The following is a 14,770-nucleotide window of genomic DNA, read 5'->3' on the forward strand; positions in this document are numbered from 1 at the left end:
CCCGGCGGCGACGATCGCCGGGTGACCGCTTCCCGCCGCAACCGGCCCGTCGCTCTGCTGTCCCTGGGACACGCCTGCGTGGACGTGTACCAGGGCGCCGTGGCCGCTCTGGTGCCGTACTTCGTCGCCGAGCGCGCCTACTCCTACGCCGCCGCCTCCGGCGTCGTGCTGGCCGCTTCCCTGCTCTCGTCGCTGGTGCAGCCGCTGTTCGGGGTGCTCACCGACCGGTGGGCGATGCCGTGGCTGCTGCCGCTCAGCGCGCTGACGGCCGGGGCGGGCGTCGCCCTGAGCGGCGTGACCGGCTCGTACGCGTCGACGCTGACGGTGGTCGCCGTGTCGGGGGTCGGCGTGGCCGCCTACCATCCGGAGGCCGCCCGGGTGGCCCGGGCCGTCGCGCACGGCCGGCACTCGGCGATGGGCTGGTTCTCCTTCGGCGGCAACGCCGGTTTCGCCCTGGCACCGCTGCTGGTCTTCGCCGTGGTGGCGACGGGCGGGCTACGGGCCTCTCCCCTGCTGGCCGTCCCGGCGGTGGCGGGAGCGGCACTGTGTGCGGCGGCGGTACGCGCGGCCGCGCCCGGGGCGGCGGGGGCCGGTGCGTCCGTCGCCGAGGGCCGGGACGACTGGGTGTCCTTTCTGCGGCTGTCCGGGGCCGTGGTCTGCCGCTCGGTCGTGTTCGTCGGCCTGAGCGCGTTCGTCTCGCTGTACGTGCGGAACCGGACCGGTGGCGGTGAGGTGGCCGGTACGGCGGCGTTGTTCATGCTCTACGCCGGTGGTGCGGTGGGCACGCTGGCCGGGGGACGGCTGGCCGAGCGGTACGGGCGGCTGGCGGTGGTGCGCCGGTCGTACGCCCTGACAGTGCTCGCCGTGGCCGGTCTGGTCCTGGTGCCCGGGCCGCCGGTGTACCTGTTCGTCGCGTTGACGTCGGCGGGCCTTTATGTGCCGTTCTCGCTGCACATCACGCTGGGCCAGGACTGTCTGCCCCGGCGGGTGGGCACCGCGAGCGGGGTCACGCTGGGGCTGACGGTGAGCGTCGGCGGCCTCGCCGCTCCCCTGCTCGGGGCGCTGGCCGACGCGACGTCCCTGCGGACGGCCCTGCTGCCGCTCATCGCCCTGCCCGCGGTGGGCCGGCTGCTGCTGTGCCGGCTGCGCGAGCCCGGACCGCCGGGACCCGCTGTCGCCGAGCGGGCGGATCCGCGTGACCCGGCCGCACGGTGACCGGGGGATCAGGATCGGCCCGCCGGGGCGGACTGGGGCTCGGGCATCTCGTCGACGGAGTGGGCGAGGAAGTCGTCGACCATGCGGTGGAAGAGCGTGGCGAGCTGCCGCAGCTCCTCGGGGGACCAGTCGGACAGGGCCATCTGCATGCCGCGGACTCCGACCTCGCGGATCTTGGTGATGGCCTGCCGGCCCGCGTCGGTGAGCTCGATGCGCTGGGCGCGCCGGTCGTCGGGGTCGGGGACGCGGGTGACGTAGCCCGACTTCTGCAACTGCTGCACCGTCCGCGTGACGTGCGAGGCCTCCACTCCCAGCCGGGCGGCGAGCTCCCCCGGCCGCAGCGGCTCGGAGTCGGCGACCTGCCGCAGCAGCGCGACGGCGGCACGGTCGAGCGGCACTCCCGCCAGGGCCATCAGCCGGTCGTGCTGGCGGGCGCGCGTGCTCAGGTAGGTGATGCGGGTGAGCGCACGCTCGATCTCGGTGACTTCCGGGGAGGGGACGTCGGGGAGCGGGGGTGTGGACATACGAGCCACTTTACCATCTCGTTGCCTAACTCAAGCAATGTAGCTTCCGAGTCAGGTCGAGCACCCGCCCGCGGCGGCGTGCCGGTGAGGCCGGCGCCCACATCGACGCCGTTCAGGGGAAAGACCCGCAGAACGCGCGTGAGCGAACCCCGGGACGTCCACAACTCACCCGTGGACCTGCCCCTGATCCCGCCCATGCTCGCCACGCCGGGCACCCTGCCGCCCGCCGCGCAGGACGCGCGCTGGGCCTATGAGACCAAGCAGGACGGCCAGCGCGTGGTGGCCTACCTCCCCGGGGACGGCAGCGTGCTGCTGCGCGCCCGGTCCGGGGAGGACATCACGGCCGCGTACCCAGAACTGCGGCCGCTGGGCGCCGCCTCGGGCCCCGTGCCGGCCGTGCTGGACGGCGAGGTCCTGGCCCTGGACGAACAAGGCCGGGCGAGCTTCCAGTTGCTCCAGTCCCGCATGGGGCTGGCGCACGCGCCCGCGAGGGCGGCGCGGCGTGCGGCCGAGGTGCCGGTCCATCTCGTGCTGTTCGACCTGATGCATCTGGAGGGCCGGTCACTGATCCGGCTCCCCTACGCACGACGCCGCGCGGCGCTGGAGGACCTCGGCCTCGCCGGGCCCTCCTGGTCGACCCCGGCCGCGATCGTCGGCCACGGCGCCGAGGCCCTGGCCGCCACACGCGAGCACGGACTGGAGGGCCTGGTCTGCAAGCGGCTGGACTCGGTGTACGAACCGGGGGTGCGCTCCCGGGCCTGGATCAAGATCCGCAACATGCGCACCGAGGACGTCCTGGTCGGCGGCTGGCAGCCCGGCAAGGGACGGCTCACCGGCCTGCCCGGAGCGGTGCTGGTCGGGCAGCGTGCCGCGGGGCGGCTGCGCTACGTCGGAAGTGTGGGCACGGGCTGGAGCGAGGCCGAGCGGACGGAACTCGCCGGGCTGCTGCGGGCCGCCGCGACCGACGTCTGCCCCTTCGACCCCGCCCCGCGCGCCCCGGGTGCGCACTGGGTCGTCCCCCGGCTGGTCGGCGAGGTCCGCTACAGCACCCGCACCCGGGAGGGCCTGCTGCGGCAGCCGTCCTGGCTGCGGCTCCGGCCGGATCTCGCGCCCGAGGAGGCCGCGGCCGACATCCCGGACGACACGGTCTGAAACGGCGTCCGGACGCCGGTTGTTGGACCGCGATTCACCTCTGAGATCACTCCTCCCTCTTGGCATGGACGCGTTCAGCCAGGAAGCTGAACCTCCCTTTCCCCCCACAGCCGTTGGGCTGCGCCCAAGAGGAGGACGCAGTGTCGTCACGCCCGTTCGTACCCCCCAGGAGATGGCTCACCGGACTGGCCGGTGCCGCCGCCCTCGTCCTCGCCTTCCCCGCCACGGCCTTCGCCGCCCCGCCGCGGGCGCTGCCCGCCAACGCGGAGACGCTGGAGCAGACGTTCCAGCCCGCCTACGACTACGACACCGACGGCTGTTACTCCACTCCCGCCGTCGGCGCGGACGGCACCGTCAACGGCGGGCTCAACCCGACCGGCGCCCTCAACGGCGACTGCCGCGACGCCTCGGACCTGGACAACACCAACGGCTACTCGCGCTACAAGTGCAACAACGGCTGGTGCGCCATCCTGTACGCCCTCTACTTCGAGAAGGACCAGGCGGTGGCCGGCAGCGGCATCGGCGGCCACCGGCACGACTTCGAGCACGTCGCGGTGTTCGTACAGGACAACCAGGTCAAGTACGTGTCGGCGTCCGCCCACGGTTCGTTCAGCGTGCACGCGGCGTCGCAGGTCCGCTTCGACGGCACGCACCCGAAGATCGTCTACCACAAGGACGGCGTGAGCACCCACTGCTTCCGTCTCGCCAACTCGAACGACGAGCCGCCGGAGAACCACGAGCGCACCTGGCAGTACCCGCCGCTGGTCGGCTGGAACGGCTACCCCGCCGGAGTGCGCGACAAGCTCACGTCCTACAACTTCGGCAGCGCCAACTTCGGCCTCAAGGACGGCAACTTCGCGAACCACCTCGCGTCGGCGAAGCCCTCCGGCATCGCCTTCGACCCCTACGCCTGATCCGGGCCAACTCCTGCCGGGGGCTTAGGTCCCCGGCCGGGTCCGGTTTCCGCCCCGCGTCCGATCCGTCGGCGCGGGGCGGCCGCATAGCGTCCCCTCATGGACACGCACGACACGACAGGGACACTCGAAGAAGCCCTCGAACGGCTCCACGCCTCGGGGCCGGAGCGGCTCGGCCGGCTCACCAACCACGCCCCCATGGTCGTGGAGGCGCTCACCGCGCACGGGCAGGCGGGCGCCGTGCACCGCTGGCTGGATCTGTACCGGCCCAAGCTGGAGGACTTCCCCACGCCCGTGGCACCCGTGACCGACGCCAACTGGCGCGAGGCGCTGGGAGATCCACGCCGGGCCGCCGACTGGATCGGGCATTTCGGCCGGGCACTCGCCGAAGAGCCGTGGCGGGACGTCCTCGCGACATGGTGGCCACGGCTGCTGCCCGGGCTGTACGGCGGCTCCACGCACCCCGTCATCCGCGTCGGCCACGCCGTACGGGCCCTGGAAGCCGGCGAGAGCGCGCCGCGGCTCGCCGAACTCGCCCACGGGCTGGGCTACTGGGCCGCCCGGCACCGCCCCGTGTCCGGCATCACCGCGCTGCCCGCCGCGCCGGGTGCGGCACGGTCCCTGGACGCCGTGCCGCCGATCACCGATCCCCGAGGGGGATTCCCCGACCGGCTGGCGGCCGTACGGCGGTTGCCGCTGTGGGCGGGCGACGTGACCGACCCGGACACGGCACGGGCACGCCTGACCGAGCTGGTCCGGGCCGCGACCCATCGGTACGCCACTCATGGCCACGGGGAGGAGACCATGCTGGTGCACGCGGCGACGGCGCCCAACGCCGTGCTGCGCGCCCTCGGTTCCCTGCCCCGCGAGCTGTGGGCACCGAGCCTGCACGCGGCGTGGACCGCGTCCGCCGCGGTCACCGCCATGTACGCCCCCGCCGAGCCCGTCACCCATGTCCCCGCACCCGGCCGCACCGCCCAGGAGGTGCTGGAACGAGCCCTCGCCCACGGCGACGAACACGTCATCAAACTCACCGACACCGCCCTCGACGTCGGCGACGAGCGGGCCCTGGCCGCGGCCCTGCGCGCGGTCGAACTCAGCGAGCCCCTCGTCCCGAACTGACGTACGTCGACGGGCGGTCGGGGGAGGAACGGCACGGGCGGACCCCCGGGAGGGACTATCGTGTCCGCATGTCCGTCCCCGAACTGATCCGCATCGTCTCCCGCGACTCCCCCATGGCGCTCGCCCAGGTGGAGCGAGTCCGGGCCGAGCTGGCCGCCGCCCATCCCGGAGTGCGCACCGAGGTCGTACCGGTGAAGACCACCGGCGACAAGTGGATGGGCGACCTGTCCAAGGTCGAGGGCAAGGGCGCGTTCACCAAGGAGGTCGACGCGGCGCTGCTGGCCGGTGAGGCCGATCTCGCCGTGCACTGCGTGAAGGACGTGCCCGCCGACCGGCCGCTGCCGGCGGGGACGGTGTTCGCCGCGTTCCTCAAGCGGGACGACGTCCGGGACGCCCTCATCCACCCGGGCGGCCTCACCCTGGACGAGCTGCCGGCCGGGACCCGGATCGGCACCTCCTCGGTGCGCCGGGTCGCCCAACTGGCCGCCACGCATCCGCATCTGGAGTGCGTGCCGTTCCGGGGCAACGCCAACCGGCGCCTGGCGAAGCTGGCCGCCGGAGAGGCCGACGCGCTGCTGCTCGCGGTCTCCGGTCTGGAGCGCATCGGCCGGCAGGACGTGATCAGCGAGATCCTCTCCACCGAGACGATGATGCCGCCCATCGGCGCGGGCGTACTGGCGCTGCAATGCCGTGAGGACGACGCCGACCTGATCGACGCGGTGAGCGGTCTCGGCGACCCGGACACCCACCGGGAGACCACCGCCGAGCGCATGTTCCTGCACGTGCTCCAGGGGCACTGCAACAGCCCGATCGCCGGGTTCGCGCAGGTGGACCGCAGCGGTGAACTGTCCCTCCGGGCCTGTGTGTTCACCCCGGACGGCAAGACCCGGCTGAACGCCCACGAGTGGGCGGGCCGGCTCGACCCGGCCACGCTCGGCACGTCGGTGGCCGTGGCGCTGCTGCGCCAGGGTGCCCGCGAGATCATCGACGGCATCCCGCACTGACCGGCCGGGCGACGCCCTGACGCGGGATCAGGCGGTGCCTTCCCCCGCCTGATCCTGGAGGAAGACGCTCACCTGGTGGGCGAGGCTGTCGCGCACCGCGCCCTGCTGGGCCCCCGCGGGTCCCTCGTGCGCACCGATGCCGCCCGACCACAGCCGGCGGTCGGCCCACTCCTCCTCGACGCGCAGCTGGACCTGGACGTCCACGAGGCTCAGGGACGCCTCGGCGCCGGCTGCGTACAGCACGGCGGTGGCCCGGCGCAGCGGGTAGACGTCGAAGCCCTCGATGAACTGCGAGTTGCGCCAGTCGAGGAAGGCACTCTCCCCCTCCGGCCCGATCCGCACGTCGATCTGGCCGTCCTCGAGGTGGATGCCGAGATGCCGGCTGCCGCGGTTCTCGACGGTCACGCGGAGGCTGAAGTACGTCAGCCCCTCTGCGGCGTCGTCGCGGCCGCGGGGCGGCTCGGTCAGTTCCAGACGGTGGACGCGGACGCGCAGACCGGCATGCTCGTCGTACTCCTGCCAGTCCCCGACCACGTTCGGCTCGTACACGCTGCACCTCTCGACCTCTGGAAGCTGCTTCCTATCTGTGCTCTCAGCGCACTGTCAAATGAGCAGAATGCGCTGTGGCCAGGCAGTTCATCCCTTTTGATCGGTGATCAAGCCGTGCCCAGCGGTTATCCGGAAACAGTTCGCGAAAGCGCTTGCCCCGGCGTGCCGCACATCACTTCCACGAGTGAAGATCAACGGGCCAGACGGCCCAGCAGGGCCGAGGCCGCGGTGACGCCGAGGGCGGCGGCCACGAGCAGCACCGCGACGTCGGAGGCCAAGCGGTGGGGCGTGCCGAGGAGGAGCCCGCGCAGGGCGTCCACCTCGTAGCTGAGCGGGTTGGCCTTGCTGACCGCCTGGAGCCAGCCCGGCATCACGGAGACCGGGTACAGGGCGTTGGAACCGGAGAACAGCGGCATGGGGATCGCCTGGTGAGGCAGCGGATGGCCGTGGTCTTGCCGGCGCTGTTGGGGCCGAGCAGCCCGGAGACCTCGCCCTGCCGGACGGTGAGATCGAGCCCGTCCACGGCCCGGGTCTCGCCGAAGGCGTGGACGAGCCCGGCGCAGGCGACGGCGTCGGCCTGTGGTCGGTCGGTGCCGGGGGTCATGTCTCCTCGGCCTCCTCGTGCAGGGTGCCGGCCAGCCTAAGCAGGGCCGGGATCGCCGCGTGCAGCGCTTGGCGGTCCGTCTCGTCGAGCCGCGACACATGGCGTCGTACGAGATCGGCGCGGCGGCGGCGCCACTCGCGCAGCCGTGTCCCGGCGGCGGGCGTGGGCAGCAGCCGGGCGGCCCGCCGGTCGGCCAGGTCGGTCTCGCGGACCAGACAGCCCGCCTGCACCAGCTGGTTGACCAGGGTGGACACCGAGTTGGCCGCCAGTCCGAGGTCCTTGGCCGCGTCGGAGATGCCGATGCCGGGCCGCGTCACGACCAGGCGCAGCAGCTCCACCTCGGCGCCGCGCAGCCGGGGGTCGGGCATCTCGCGGCGCAGGCGCCGCCGCATCAGCCGCTGGACCCCGACGAGCGCGTCGGCCAGGTCTTCGGGGAAGGTCTCCGGCTCCATGCGGCGAGATTAGCTCTGCTAAAGAGGTAAGCGGCCCAAGGCGGGGTCAAGAGACGCACTCGAAACGGCAGCCGCCCTCAGGGACGCCTGGGATCACAAATGAGCGTATTGTCGGAAATGTTTCGTAGTCTCCCCGCCCGGGAATGGGCGATGAAGTGCTTCGGACAGGAGGCACGTCCGTGGGAGCCGCCCCGGCCCGCGGTGCCCTCCGTGAGGTCCGAGTCCGCGCTTCCCACGGTGTCTGTCCTTTCGGCACCTGCTCAGGGAGGTGCGCACCATGCGTATCGCCGGCAGCACCAGAACGCACCCCCACGACGACGCCCCCGACACCGCAGAGGCGTTCGAACGTCTCGCGCGGCTGCCCGAGGGGCCCGAGCGCAAGACCCTGCGCGACGAACTGGTCGAGGCCTGGCTGCCCATGGCCGAGCGGATCGCCGTCCGCTTCCGGGGCCGTGGCGAGGCCCTGGAGGACCTCTACCAGGTGGCGGCCCTCGGTCTCGTCAAGGCCGTCGACCACTACGACCCGGCGCGCGGCAACGCCTTCGAGGCCTACGCCGTGCCGACGGTCACCGGCGAGATCAAACGCCACTTCCGCGACCACATGTGGACGCTGCACGTCCCCCGCCGGGTCCAGGACCTGCGCAACCGGGTGCGGCACGCCGCCAAGGAACTGTCGCAGACCACCCCCGGCCGCTCCCCCACGGTCGCCGAGATCGCCGAGTACGCCCACCTCACCGAAGGGGAGGTGCGCACCGGCATGGAGGCCCTGGAGTGCTTCTCCGCCCTGTCGCTGGAGGCGGAGATGCCCGGCACGGACGGCTACGCCCTCGGGGACGCGATCGGCGGGCCGGATCCGGCCTTCGACACCGTCGTCAACCGCGTGGCCGTCAAGCCCTGTCTGGAGGCGCTGCCGGAACGCGAGCGGATCATCCTCTACCTGCGGTTCTTCAAGGGCATGACGCAGAGCCGCATCGCGGAGCAGCTCGGGATCTCGCAGATGCACGTCTCGCGGCTGCTCAGCAGCTGCTTCGCCCATCTGCGTGAGGAGCTGCTGACCGAGGCCGGGTGAGGCCACAACCCCAGGCCGGCGCCGCCGGGCAGGTCACTGCTCCGGCGGCGCTTCGGGGATCTGGGTCGGTCCGGCACGGTCGAGGGCGTCCTCCAGCTCGGCCCGTATCTCCCGGGGCATCACACCGGTGCGTCCCCAGACGAGGATCAGTTCCGCGACGTTGCGCAGCTTGGTGTTGGTGTGCTGGGAGACCTCCTTCAGCACGGCCCAGCCCTGGTCCGGCGAGATCCGGCCGAGCACGACGACCATCCCGATCGCCTGGTCCACGACCGCGTGGGAGACGACCGCCTCCTTCAGCTGCCGGACCTCTTCCTGCAACTCGAAGATCCGCTCCGAGCCCCCGTCCGTGGGCATGGTCACCTCCGGGTCCGGTGCGCCGCTGTCCCCATGGCCTCGTGGGGTGCTTGAGTGCCTTGACGCAGTGTCCGACGCCTCCATCGTCGTCACTCGGCCCGCCCGGTGCCACCGGGGCGGTCCAGGCCGGTCCACCACACCGTTTCGGCGCCGTCGCCGGGGTACTCGGCAGGCGCCCACAGCGGTTCCGGTTGGACACTGGTGTCATTCCTCCGGTGGCTGCCAGGCCGACGAGATCAGGACGCGACTGCCATGAACCACGACACCCCCATCCCCTCCGGCACGAAGGACGTCGTCTCATCACACTCCGTATTCGGCGCGCCCTGTTGGGTGAGTCTGACCAGCAGGGACGTGAAGGCGACCGAGGAGTTCTACGGCGCCGTGCTGGGCTGGCAATGGCGGCCGGCCAAGCTGGGCGACCGGTTCCGGATCGCGCTGGCGGACGGCTCGCCCGTGGCCGGGATCGCGGGGGTGGCCACCATGTGGCAGATGGCGGTGGCGTGGACGCCGTACTTCGCCGTGCGGAGCGCGGACGACGCGGTGGCGCGGGTGCAGGAGCGCATGGGAACGGTCGCGGTCGGGCCGATCTCGCTGCCGCCGGGGCGGGCGGCGCTGCTGGCCGACCGGGACGGGGCGACCTTCGGGATCTGGGAGGGCGACCTGTTCACCGACTGGGAGACCTGGCGCAACGCGCAGCCGGCCTTCATCACGCTGCACACGCGTGACGCCTTCGACGCCGCCATCTTCTACGGCGAGGTCCTCGACTGGGCGTCGGAGAGTCCCGGTTGCTGCGAGGTCCACTACGAGGGCGGCGAGGTCGTCCTGCGCAGCCGCGGCGACGTGGTGGCGCGGATCGAGTCAGGAGCGCTGGAAGCGGCCCCCGACCCGACGATCCGGCCGCACTGGCAGGTCCACTTCACCGTCGACGACGTCGAGGCCTGCACCAGGGCCGCGGAACTGCACGGCGGCAGCGTGCTGTCCAAGGGCAGCGATGAGGCCGTGCTGCGCGACCACGACGGCGCACAGTTCACGGTGACGAGCCGCCGGGAACGGTGACGGCCCCGCCGGGAACGGCGACCCGCCCCCCAGGAACGGTGACGCGCCCGCCTGGAGCGGTGGCTCGCGCGACGGGACGGTGACTCGCCCACCGGGAGCGGCGACGGCCCCGCCGGGAGCCGTGACTCGCCCACCAGGAACGTGGCTCGCCCACCGGGAACGGTGACGGCCCACCGGTGACCGCCCGCCAGGAACGGCGGCTCGCCCGCCGGGGACGGTGACGGTCCCACTGGGAACGGCGGCTCGCCCACCAGGAATGGTGACGCGCCCGCCGGGGGTGACTCGCGCGCCGGGACGGTGGCTCGCCCACCGGGAGCGGCGACGGCCCACCGGTGACCACCCGCCAAGAACGGCGGCTCGCCCGCCGGGAACGGTGACGGCCCCGCCGGGAACGGCGACCCGCCCACCAGGAACGGTGACGCGCCCGCCGGGGGTGACTCGCGCGCCGGGTGGCTCGCCCACCGGGAGCGGTGACGGCCCACCGGTGACCGCCCGTAGGAACGGCGACAGCCCACCCGTGACCGCCCGCCAGGAACAGCGGCTCGCCCACCGGGGACGGTGACGGTGACGGGCCCGCCGGCCCACCAGGAACAGTGACGCGCCCGCCAGGAGCGGCGACAGCCCGTCGGGAACGGCGGCTCGGGCGTCGGTGTCCGTGTCGGGTCGGCTGCCCCTCTCACTCCGCCTCGTCTCGGGCGCGTCGGGACGGCCGGGACAGCAGGACCATGCTGCGGGGCCCGACCGTCAGGGCCGTGCCCGCCTTGTGTTCCGATTCGTCGGGGGTGCCCTCCGGTTCGGCGGTGTCGATCAGGGCCGTCCAGCGTTCGCCGTAGGTGGCGTCCGGGAGACGGAAGGCGACCGGCTCCCAGTGGCTGTTGAACAGCAGGAGGAACGAGTCGTCGATCACGGGGCGGCCGCGCGGGTCGGGCTCGGCGATGGCGTCGCCGTTGAGGAAGACGCCGACGCAGTGCGCGTCGCCGCGCTGCCAGTCCTCGTCGGTCATCTCCTGGGCGTCCGGCGCCAGCCACACCAGGTCCGGCAGCGGCTGGTCCGCACGGGTCAGGGTCTCGCCGAGGAAGAAACGGCGCCGGCGCAGCACGGGGTGACCGGTGCGCAGCCGGATGACGTACCGGGTGAACTCCAGCAGGTCGCGCTGTTCCTCGGTGAGCCGCCAGTCGATCCAGGAGATCTCGTTGTCCTGGCAGTAGGCGTTGTTGTTGCCGCGCTGGGTGCGACCCAGTTCGTCGCCGTGGCAGAGCATCGGGATGCCCTGGGAGAGCAGCAGCGTGGCGAGGAGGTTGCGCTGCTGGCGGATGCGCAGCTCCAGCACGGCCGGGTCCCGGGTCGCGCCCTCGGCGCCGCAGTTCCACGACCGGTTGGTGCTCTCGCCGTCCTGGTTGTCCTCGCCGTTGGCGTCGTTGTGCTTGTCGTTGTAGGAGACGAGGTCGCGCAGGGTGAATCCGTCGTGCGCGGTGACGAAGTTGACGCTGGCCCGGGGCCGGCGCCTGCTGTGCTGGTACAGGTCGGAGGACCCGGTCAGCCGGGAGGCGAACTCGCCCAGCGTGTGGTCCTCACCGCGCCAGAAGTCCCGCACCGCGTCGCGGTACATGCCGTTCCACTCCGACCACAGCGGCGGGAAGTTGCCCACCTGGTAGCCGCCCTCGCCGACGTCCCACGGCTCCGCGATCAGCTTCACGCGGCTGATCACCGGGTCCTGCTGGATCAGGTCGAAGAACGCCGACAGCCGGTCCACCTCGTGGAACTGCCGTGCCAGGGTGGCCGCGAGGTCGAAGCGGAAGCCGTCGACGTGCATCTCGGTGACCCAGTACCGCAGCGAGTCCATGATCAGCTGAAGCACGTAGGGGTGGCGCATCAGCAGGCTGTTGCCGGTGCCGGTGGTGTCGTAGTAGTGCTCCCAGTCGCCGTCGACCAGGCGGTAGTACGAGGAGTTGTCGATGCCGCGGAAGGACAGGGTGGGGCCCTTCTCATTGCCCTCGGCGGTGTGGTTGTAGACCACGTCGAGGATCACCTCGAGCCCGGCCGCGTGCAGGGTCTTCACCATCGACTTGAACTCGGCGACCTGCTGGCCGCGGGTGCCGTGGGCGGCGTAGCCGTTGTGCGGCGCGAAGAAGCCGATCGTGTTGTAGCCCCAGTAGTTGGCCAGGCCGCGGTCGTGCAGCACGCCGTCGTGCACGAACTGGTGCACCGGCATCAGCTCCACCGCGGTGACACCCAGCGAGGTGAGGTGCTCGACGGCCGCGGGGTGCGCCAGTCCGGCGTAGGTGCCGCGGAGTTCGGCGGGGACGTCGGGGTGGGTGCGGGTCAGGCCCTTGACGTGTGCCTCGTAGATCACCGTGTCGGCGTAGGGCCGGCCGGGCCGGGTGTCGTCGCCCCAGTCGAAAGCCGGGTCGGTCACGACCCCGAGCATGGTGTGCCCGGCGCTGTCGGCCGGGTCGGGGCCGTCCGGGTTCCGTTCGTAGAGCGAGGGGTGGTTGTCGATCTGCCCGTAGACCGCGCGTGCGTAGGGGTCGAGGAGCAGCTTCGCCGGGTTGCAGCGGTGGCCGGCGGCCGGGGCCCACGGCCCGTGCACGCGGTAGCCGTAGCGCTGGCCGGGGCCGACGCCGGGGAGGTAGCCGTGCCAGACGAAGCCGTCGACCTCGGTCAGCGGCACCTGGGTGTGGGTGCCGTCGTCGTCGACGAGGACCAGCTCGACACGTTCGGCCACCTCGCTGAAGAGGGCGAAGTTCGTGCCCTCCCCGTCGTACTCCGCACCCAGCGGGTAGGGGCGTCCGCTCCACGCGGACACCCCTTTCCGGGTCCGCCGCCGGGTCACCGGGCGTCCTCCAGGACCTCGTCCGGGGTACTGGCCGGACCGGCCAGCTGGGCGATCCGCACTTCGCGGGGCACGTCGAGACCCTCGCGCAGGTGCGGGGCGGGCGCGGTCGGCACCAGCGGGACGCGCTCGCCGGCCCGGGCGCGCTGCGAGAACCAGATGACCTTGCTGCCGGTCTCGGTGGCGCAGCACCCCCAGCCGTCGCTCATCGCCGCGAGGTGCTCCAGGCACCCACGCAGTTCCTGGTCCGGGCGCAGGGCGCGGTCGTTGTCCCCGATGGCGGTGATCAGGTGCTGGCCGTTCCACCACATCTCGATCGACGTGTTCTTGTCCGTGGCGTGTTCGTCGATGGCCTTGAGCAGCATCTCGGTACCGCCGCAGACGGGCTGGACCAGGTTGTCCAGGTCCCAGAACTTCAGGTGAGCGGCCAGAATGCGGCTGACCTGTCCCACCCGTTCCGGGCTGACTTCCACATCGAGGTGGTAGTAGCAGGGCACTGCGGTCTTCATCGGTCGGCTCCTCACCGCGAAGCTCAGCTCCTCCTCGCTCCCGCGGTCCTGCGGGACGAGCCCCGAACACGGAACGTGAGCGTGTATCGCTTCTGAGTCACCCTCAGCCTGAGGGTGCTAGCCCGTTCGTGCAACACGAGCGCACAGTTGAGGCGCGTGAACACCCAAGTGAGCATTCCCGGATCGCCTCAACGGCTCAGTCGAGCCGCCATTGGTTGAGCATCCAACAAGACGCTGCGTCGTCACACGTGCACCATGTGTGAAGAACTCGATCGCCGTTACGGGTCCGTGCCGCTGTGGGCACGGCCGCCGTCCGACCGTCGGGAGACCGTGCCCCTCGAGCCCGAAAGGTGATCGGCGCCATGCTGCTACCCGCCAAAGCCGAAGTCGCCCGGCAGTTGCGGCGTTACCGGGCCTGGGAACGCGTGATGCTCGCGGCACCGAACGACCGCACGGTGCGGACCACGTTCGAGGACTCCGGCTACACGCTCTGCGTGCTGATGGGCAAGCGCTGCGCGCGGGAGGCGGCGGACGCGGCCGAGCGGTACCTGCGCACGAACCAGGTCACCTATCTGGAGGAACAGCAGGTCACCTGTCTCCAGGAACAGCACGTCACCTGTCTGCAGGACCAGAACGAACGGCCCCGTCCGGCCACCGCGGTCCGGCGAAGACCGCCGGCGGCGGAGCGGCGCTCCCCCGCGGGACGGTAGCCGCCCCGCACATCTCGTCCCCTGAACCGGGCCCGTGGGCCCGGCTTCCGAGCACGGTGGAGGTGAGGACCATGAGTAGGACCCGGGCCATCGGCCGCATCCCGGTACGGGACGTCCGCCCGGCCGTGGAGTGCGGCAACCGGCCGGCCAAGGCGGTCGTGGGAGAGACGTTCGAGGTCACCGCCACCGTGTTCCGGGAGGGGCACGACGCGGTCGCCGCCAATGTCGTCCTGAAGGATCCCGAGGGCCGCCCCGGGCCGTGGACGCCGATGCGTGAACTGGCCCCGGGCAGCGACCGCTGGGGCGCCGAGGTCACCGCGGACGCCGTCGGCCGCTGGACGTACCGGGTGGAGGCCTGGAGCGATCCGGTGGCCACCTGGCGCCACACGGCGGGCATAAAGGTGCCGGCCGGCATCGACCCCGGTCTGGTCCTCGAAGAGGGCGCCGATCTCTACGAGCGAGCGGCGGCCGGCGTTCCCAGGGAAGCCGGCCGCGGCGTGCTGCTCGACGCGGCGAAGGCGCTGCGCGACGACTCGCTGGCCCCGGCGGCGCGGCTGGCGGCGGCGCTGACGCCTCAGGTGGACGAGGTGCTGGCCCGGCATCCGCTGCGGGACCTGGTCACCACCTCAGAGCCGCTGCCCCTGCTCGTCGAGCGGGAGCGGGCCCTGTACGGCTCCTGGTACGAGTTCTTCCCCCGCTCGGA

The 14,770-nt window shown here is 72.2% G+C and carries 15 protein-coding genes and 2 pseudogenes; 9 read left to right on the top strand and 8 right to left on the bottom strand.

Translation table 11 applies throughout. The features are described from left to right. Nucleotides 1-21 precede the first annotated feature (21 nt). Nucleotides 22-1,215, top strand: a complete 1,194-nt coding sequence (locus ABFX81_RS32280; RefSeq protein ID WP_086855583.1) for an MFS transporter — start codon at nucleotides 22-24, stop codon at nucleotides 1,213-1,215. An 8-nt stretch (nucleotides 1,216-1,223) separates the two neighbouring features. Here ABFX81_RS32280 and ABFX81_RS32285 read toward each other — a convergent pair whose 3' ends face one another. Then, nucleotides 1,224-1,739, bottom strand: coding sequence for a MarR family transcriptional regulator (locus ABFX81_RS32285; protein WP_086855582.1), 516 nt, complete (start codon nucleotides 1,737-1,739; stop codon nucleotides 1,224-1,226). Between the two features lie 171 nt (nucleotides 1,740-1,910). Between ABFX81_RS32285 and ligD the strand changes: the two genes are divergently transcribed. The 4 genes from ligD to hemC all read left to right on the top strand — a co-directional run bounded on the left by ligD (nucleotide 1,911) and on the right by hemC (nucleotide 5,931). Then, nucleotides 1,911-2,891: a non-homologous end-joining DNA ligase gene (gene ligD, locus ABFX81_RS32290; RefSeq protein WP_346139059.1), complete on the top strand. Its 981-nt coding sequence runs from the start codon at nucleotides 1,911-1,913 to the stop codon at nucleotides 2,889-2,891. A gap of 140 nt (nucleotides 2,892-3,031) precedes the next feature. Continuing rightward, nucleotides 3,032-3,805: an NPP1 family protein gene (locus ABFX81_RS32295; protein WP_086855082.1), complete on the top strand. Its 774-nt coding sequence runs from the start codon at nucleotides 3,032-3,034 to the stop codon at nucleotides 3,803-3,805. A gap of 99 nt (nucleotides 3,806-3,904) precedes the next feature. Further along, the gene (locus tag ABFX81_RS32300; RefSeq protein ID WP_086855083.1) at nucleotides 3,905-4,927 is read left to right on the top strand and encodes a questin oxidase family protein; all 1,023 of its coding nucleotides are present in this window, start codon (nucleotides 3,905-3,907) and stop codon (nucleotides 4,925-4,927) included. A 68-nt stretch (nucleotides 4,928-4,995) separates the two neighbouring features. Further along, nucleotides 4,996-5,931, top strand: a complete 936-nt coding sequence (gene hemC, locus ABFX81_RS32305) for a hydroxymethylbilane synthase (RefSeq protein WP_086855084.1) — start codon at nucleotides 4,996-4,998, stop codon at nucleotides 5,929-5,931. 27 nt (nucleotides 5,932-5,958) lie between these two features. Here the strand turns inward: hemC and ABFX81_RS32310 are convergent, their stop codons facing one another. The 4 genes and pseudogenes from ABFX81_RS32310 to ABFX81_RS32325 all read right to left on the bottom strand — a co-directional run bounded on the left by ABFX81_RS32310 (nucleotide 5,959) and on the right by ABFX81_RS32325 (nucleotide 7,536). After that, the gene (locus ABFX81_RS32310; protein ID WP_086855085.1) at nucleotides 5,959-6,480 is read right to left on the bottom strand and encodes a hypothetical protein; all 522 of its coding nucleotides are present in this window, start codon (nucleotides 6,478-6,480) and stop codon (nucleotides 5,959-5,961) included. A gap of 191 nt (nucleotides 6,481-6,671) precedes the next feature. Then, a pseudogene (locus tag ABFX81_RS32315) lies at nucleotides 6,672-6,908 on the bottom strand (ABC transporter permease); the annotation flags it as partial. Next, nucleotides 6,896-7,084 (bottom strand): annotated as a pseudogene (locus tag ABFX81_RS32320) (ATP-binding cassette domain-containing protein); the annotation flags it as partial. The pseudogenes ABFX81_RS32320 and ABFX81_RS32315, both read right to left, overlap by 13 nt. Continuing rightward, the gene (locus ABFX81_RS32325; protein ID WP_086855086.1) at nucleotides 7,081-7,536 is read right to left on the bottom strand and encodes a MarR family transcriptional regulator; all 456 of its coding nucleotides are present in this window, start codon (nucleotides 7,534-7,536) and stop codon (nucleotides 7,081-7,083) included. The gene ABFX81_RS32325 and the pseudogene ABFX81_RS32320, both read right to left, overlap by 4 nt. Nucleotides 7,537-7,813: 277 nt before the next feature. Here ABFX81_RS32325 and ABFX81_RS32330 point away from each other — a divergent pair, with 277 nt between their 5' ends. Continuing rightward, entirely contained in the window at nucleotides 7,814-8,605 is a 792-nt protein-coding gene (locus tag ABFX81_RS32330) for a SigB/SigF/SigG family RNA polymerase sigma factor (RefSeq protein WP_086855087.1), read from the top strand. Between the two features lie 33 nt (nucleotides 8,606-8,638). On the opposite strand, the gene ABFX81_RS32335 is transcribed toward ABFX81_RS32330, so the two are convergent. Continuing rightward, nucleotides 8,639-8,959 (bottom strand): ANTAR domain-containing protein, encoded by a 321-nt coding sequence (locus ABFX81_RS32335; RefSeq protein WP_346139047.1) that lies wholly within the window; start codon nucleotides 8,957-8,959, stop codon nucleotides 8,639-8,641. 252 nt (nucleotides 8,960-9,211) lie between these two features. Here ABFX81_RS32335 and ABFX81_RS32340 point away from each other — a divergent pair, with 252 nt between their 5' ends. Continuing rightward, the gene (locus ABFX81_RS32340; protein WP_086855090.1) at nucleotides 9,212-10,015 is read left to right on the top strand and encodes a VOC family protein; all 804 of its coding nucleotides are present in this window, start codon (nucleotides 9,212-9,214) and stop codon (nucleotides 10,013-10,015) included. Between the two features lie 676 nt (nucleotides 10,016-10,691). Here the strand turns inward: ABFX81_RS32340 and glgX are convergent. Together glgX and ABFX81_RS32350 are read right to left on the bottom strand one after the other, a co-directional pair. Then, nucleotides 10,692-12,848, bottom strand: coding sequence for a glycogen debranching protein GlgX (gene glgX / locus ABFX81_RS32345; RefSeq protein WP_346139049.1), 2,157 nt, complete (start codon nucleotides 12,846-12,848; stop codon nucleotides 10,692-10,694). Continuing rightward, nucleotides 12,845-13,357, bottom strand: a complete 513-nt coding sequence (locus ABFX81_RS32350) for a pep a2 (RefSeq protein WP_086855088.1) — start codon at nucleotides 13,355-13,357, stop codon at nucleotides 12,845-12,847. The genes glgX and ABFX81_RS32350 overlap by 4 nt, the downstream gene beginning before the upstream one ends. Nucleotides 13,358-13,719: 362 nt before the next feature. Here ABFX81_RS32350 and ABFX81_RS32355 point away from each other — a divergent pair, with 362 nt between their 5' ends. Next, a complete protein-coding gene (locus ABFX81_RS32355) occupies nucleotides 13,720-14,067 on the top strand; it encodes a DUF5133 domain-containing protein (protein ID WP_086855091.1) in 348 nt (115 codons plus the stop codon). Between the two features lie 71 nt (nucleotides 14,068-14,138). Further along, nucleotides 14,139-14,770, top strand: a 632-nt coding sequence (locus ABFX81_RS32360; RefSeq protein WP_346139051.1) for a maltotransferase domain-containing protein, incomplete at its 3' end; no start/stop codon positions are given.

Origin of the sequence: Streptomyces coeruleofuscus (assembly GCF_039532725.1) — a bacterium.
Taxonomy (GTDB): Bacteria; Actinomycetota; Actinomycetes; order Streptomycetales; family Streptomycetaceae; genus Streptomyces; species Streptomyces coeruleofuscus.

What these genes read in the sequence shown, in the direction of transcription:
- ABFX81_RS32285 (WP_086855582.1), bottom strand. Translation starts at nt 1,739, where the DNA reads ATGTCCACACCCCCGCTCCCCGACGTCCCCTCCCCGGAAGTCACCGAG.
- ABFX81_RS32300 (WP_086855083.1), top strand. Translation starts at nt 3,905, where the DNA reads ATGGACACGCACGACACGACAGGGACACTCGAAGAAGCCCTCGAACGG.
- hemC (WP_086855084.1), top strand. Translation starts at nt 4,996, where the DNA reads ATGTCCGTCCCCGAACTGATCCGCATCGTCTCCCGCGACTCCCCCATG.
- ABFX81_RS32325 (WP_086855086.1), bottom strand. Translation starts at nt 7,536, where the DNA reads ATGGAGCCGGAGACCTTCCCCGAAGACCTGGCCGACGCGCTCGTCGGG.
- ABFX81_RS32330 (WP_086855087.1), top strand. Translation starts at nt 7,814, where the DNA reads ATGCGTATCGCCGGCAGCACCAGAACGCACCCCCACGACGACGCCCCC.
- ABFX81_RS32335 (WP_346139047.1), bottom strand. Translation starts at nt 8,959, where the DNA reads ATGCCCACGGACGGGGGCTCGGAGCGGATCTTCGAGTTGCAGGAAGAG.
- ABFX81_RS32340 (WP_086855090.1), top strand. Translation starts at nt 9,212, where the DNA reads ATGAACCACGACACCCCCATCCCCTCCGGCACGAAGGACGTCGTCTCA.
- ABFX81_RS32350 (WP_086855088.1), bottom strand. Translation starts at nt 13,357, where the DNA reads ATGAAGACCGCAGTGCCCTGCTACTACCACCTCGATGTGGAAGTCAGC.
- ABFX81_RS32355 (WP_086855091.1), top strand. Translation starts at nt 13,720, where the DNA reads ATGCTGCTACCCGCCAAAGCCGAAGTCGCCCGGCAGTTGCGGCGTTAC.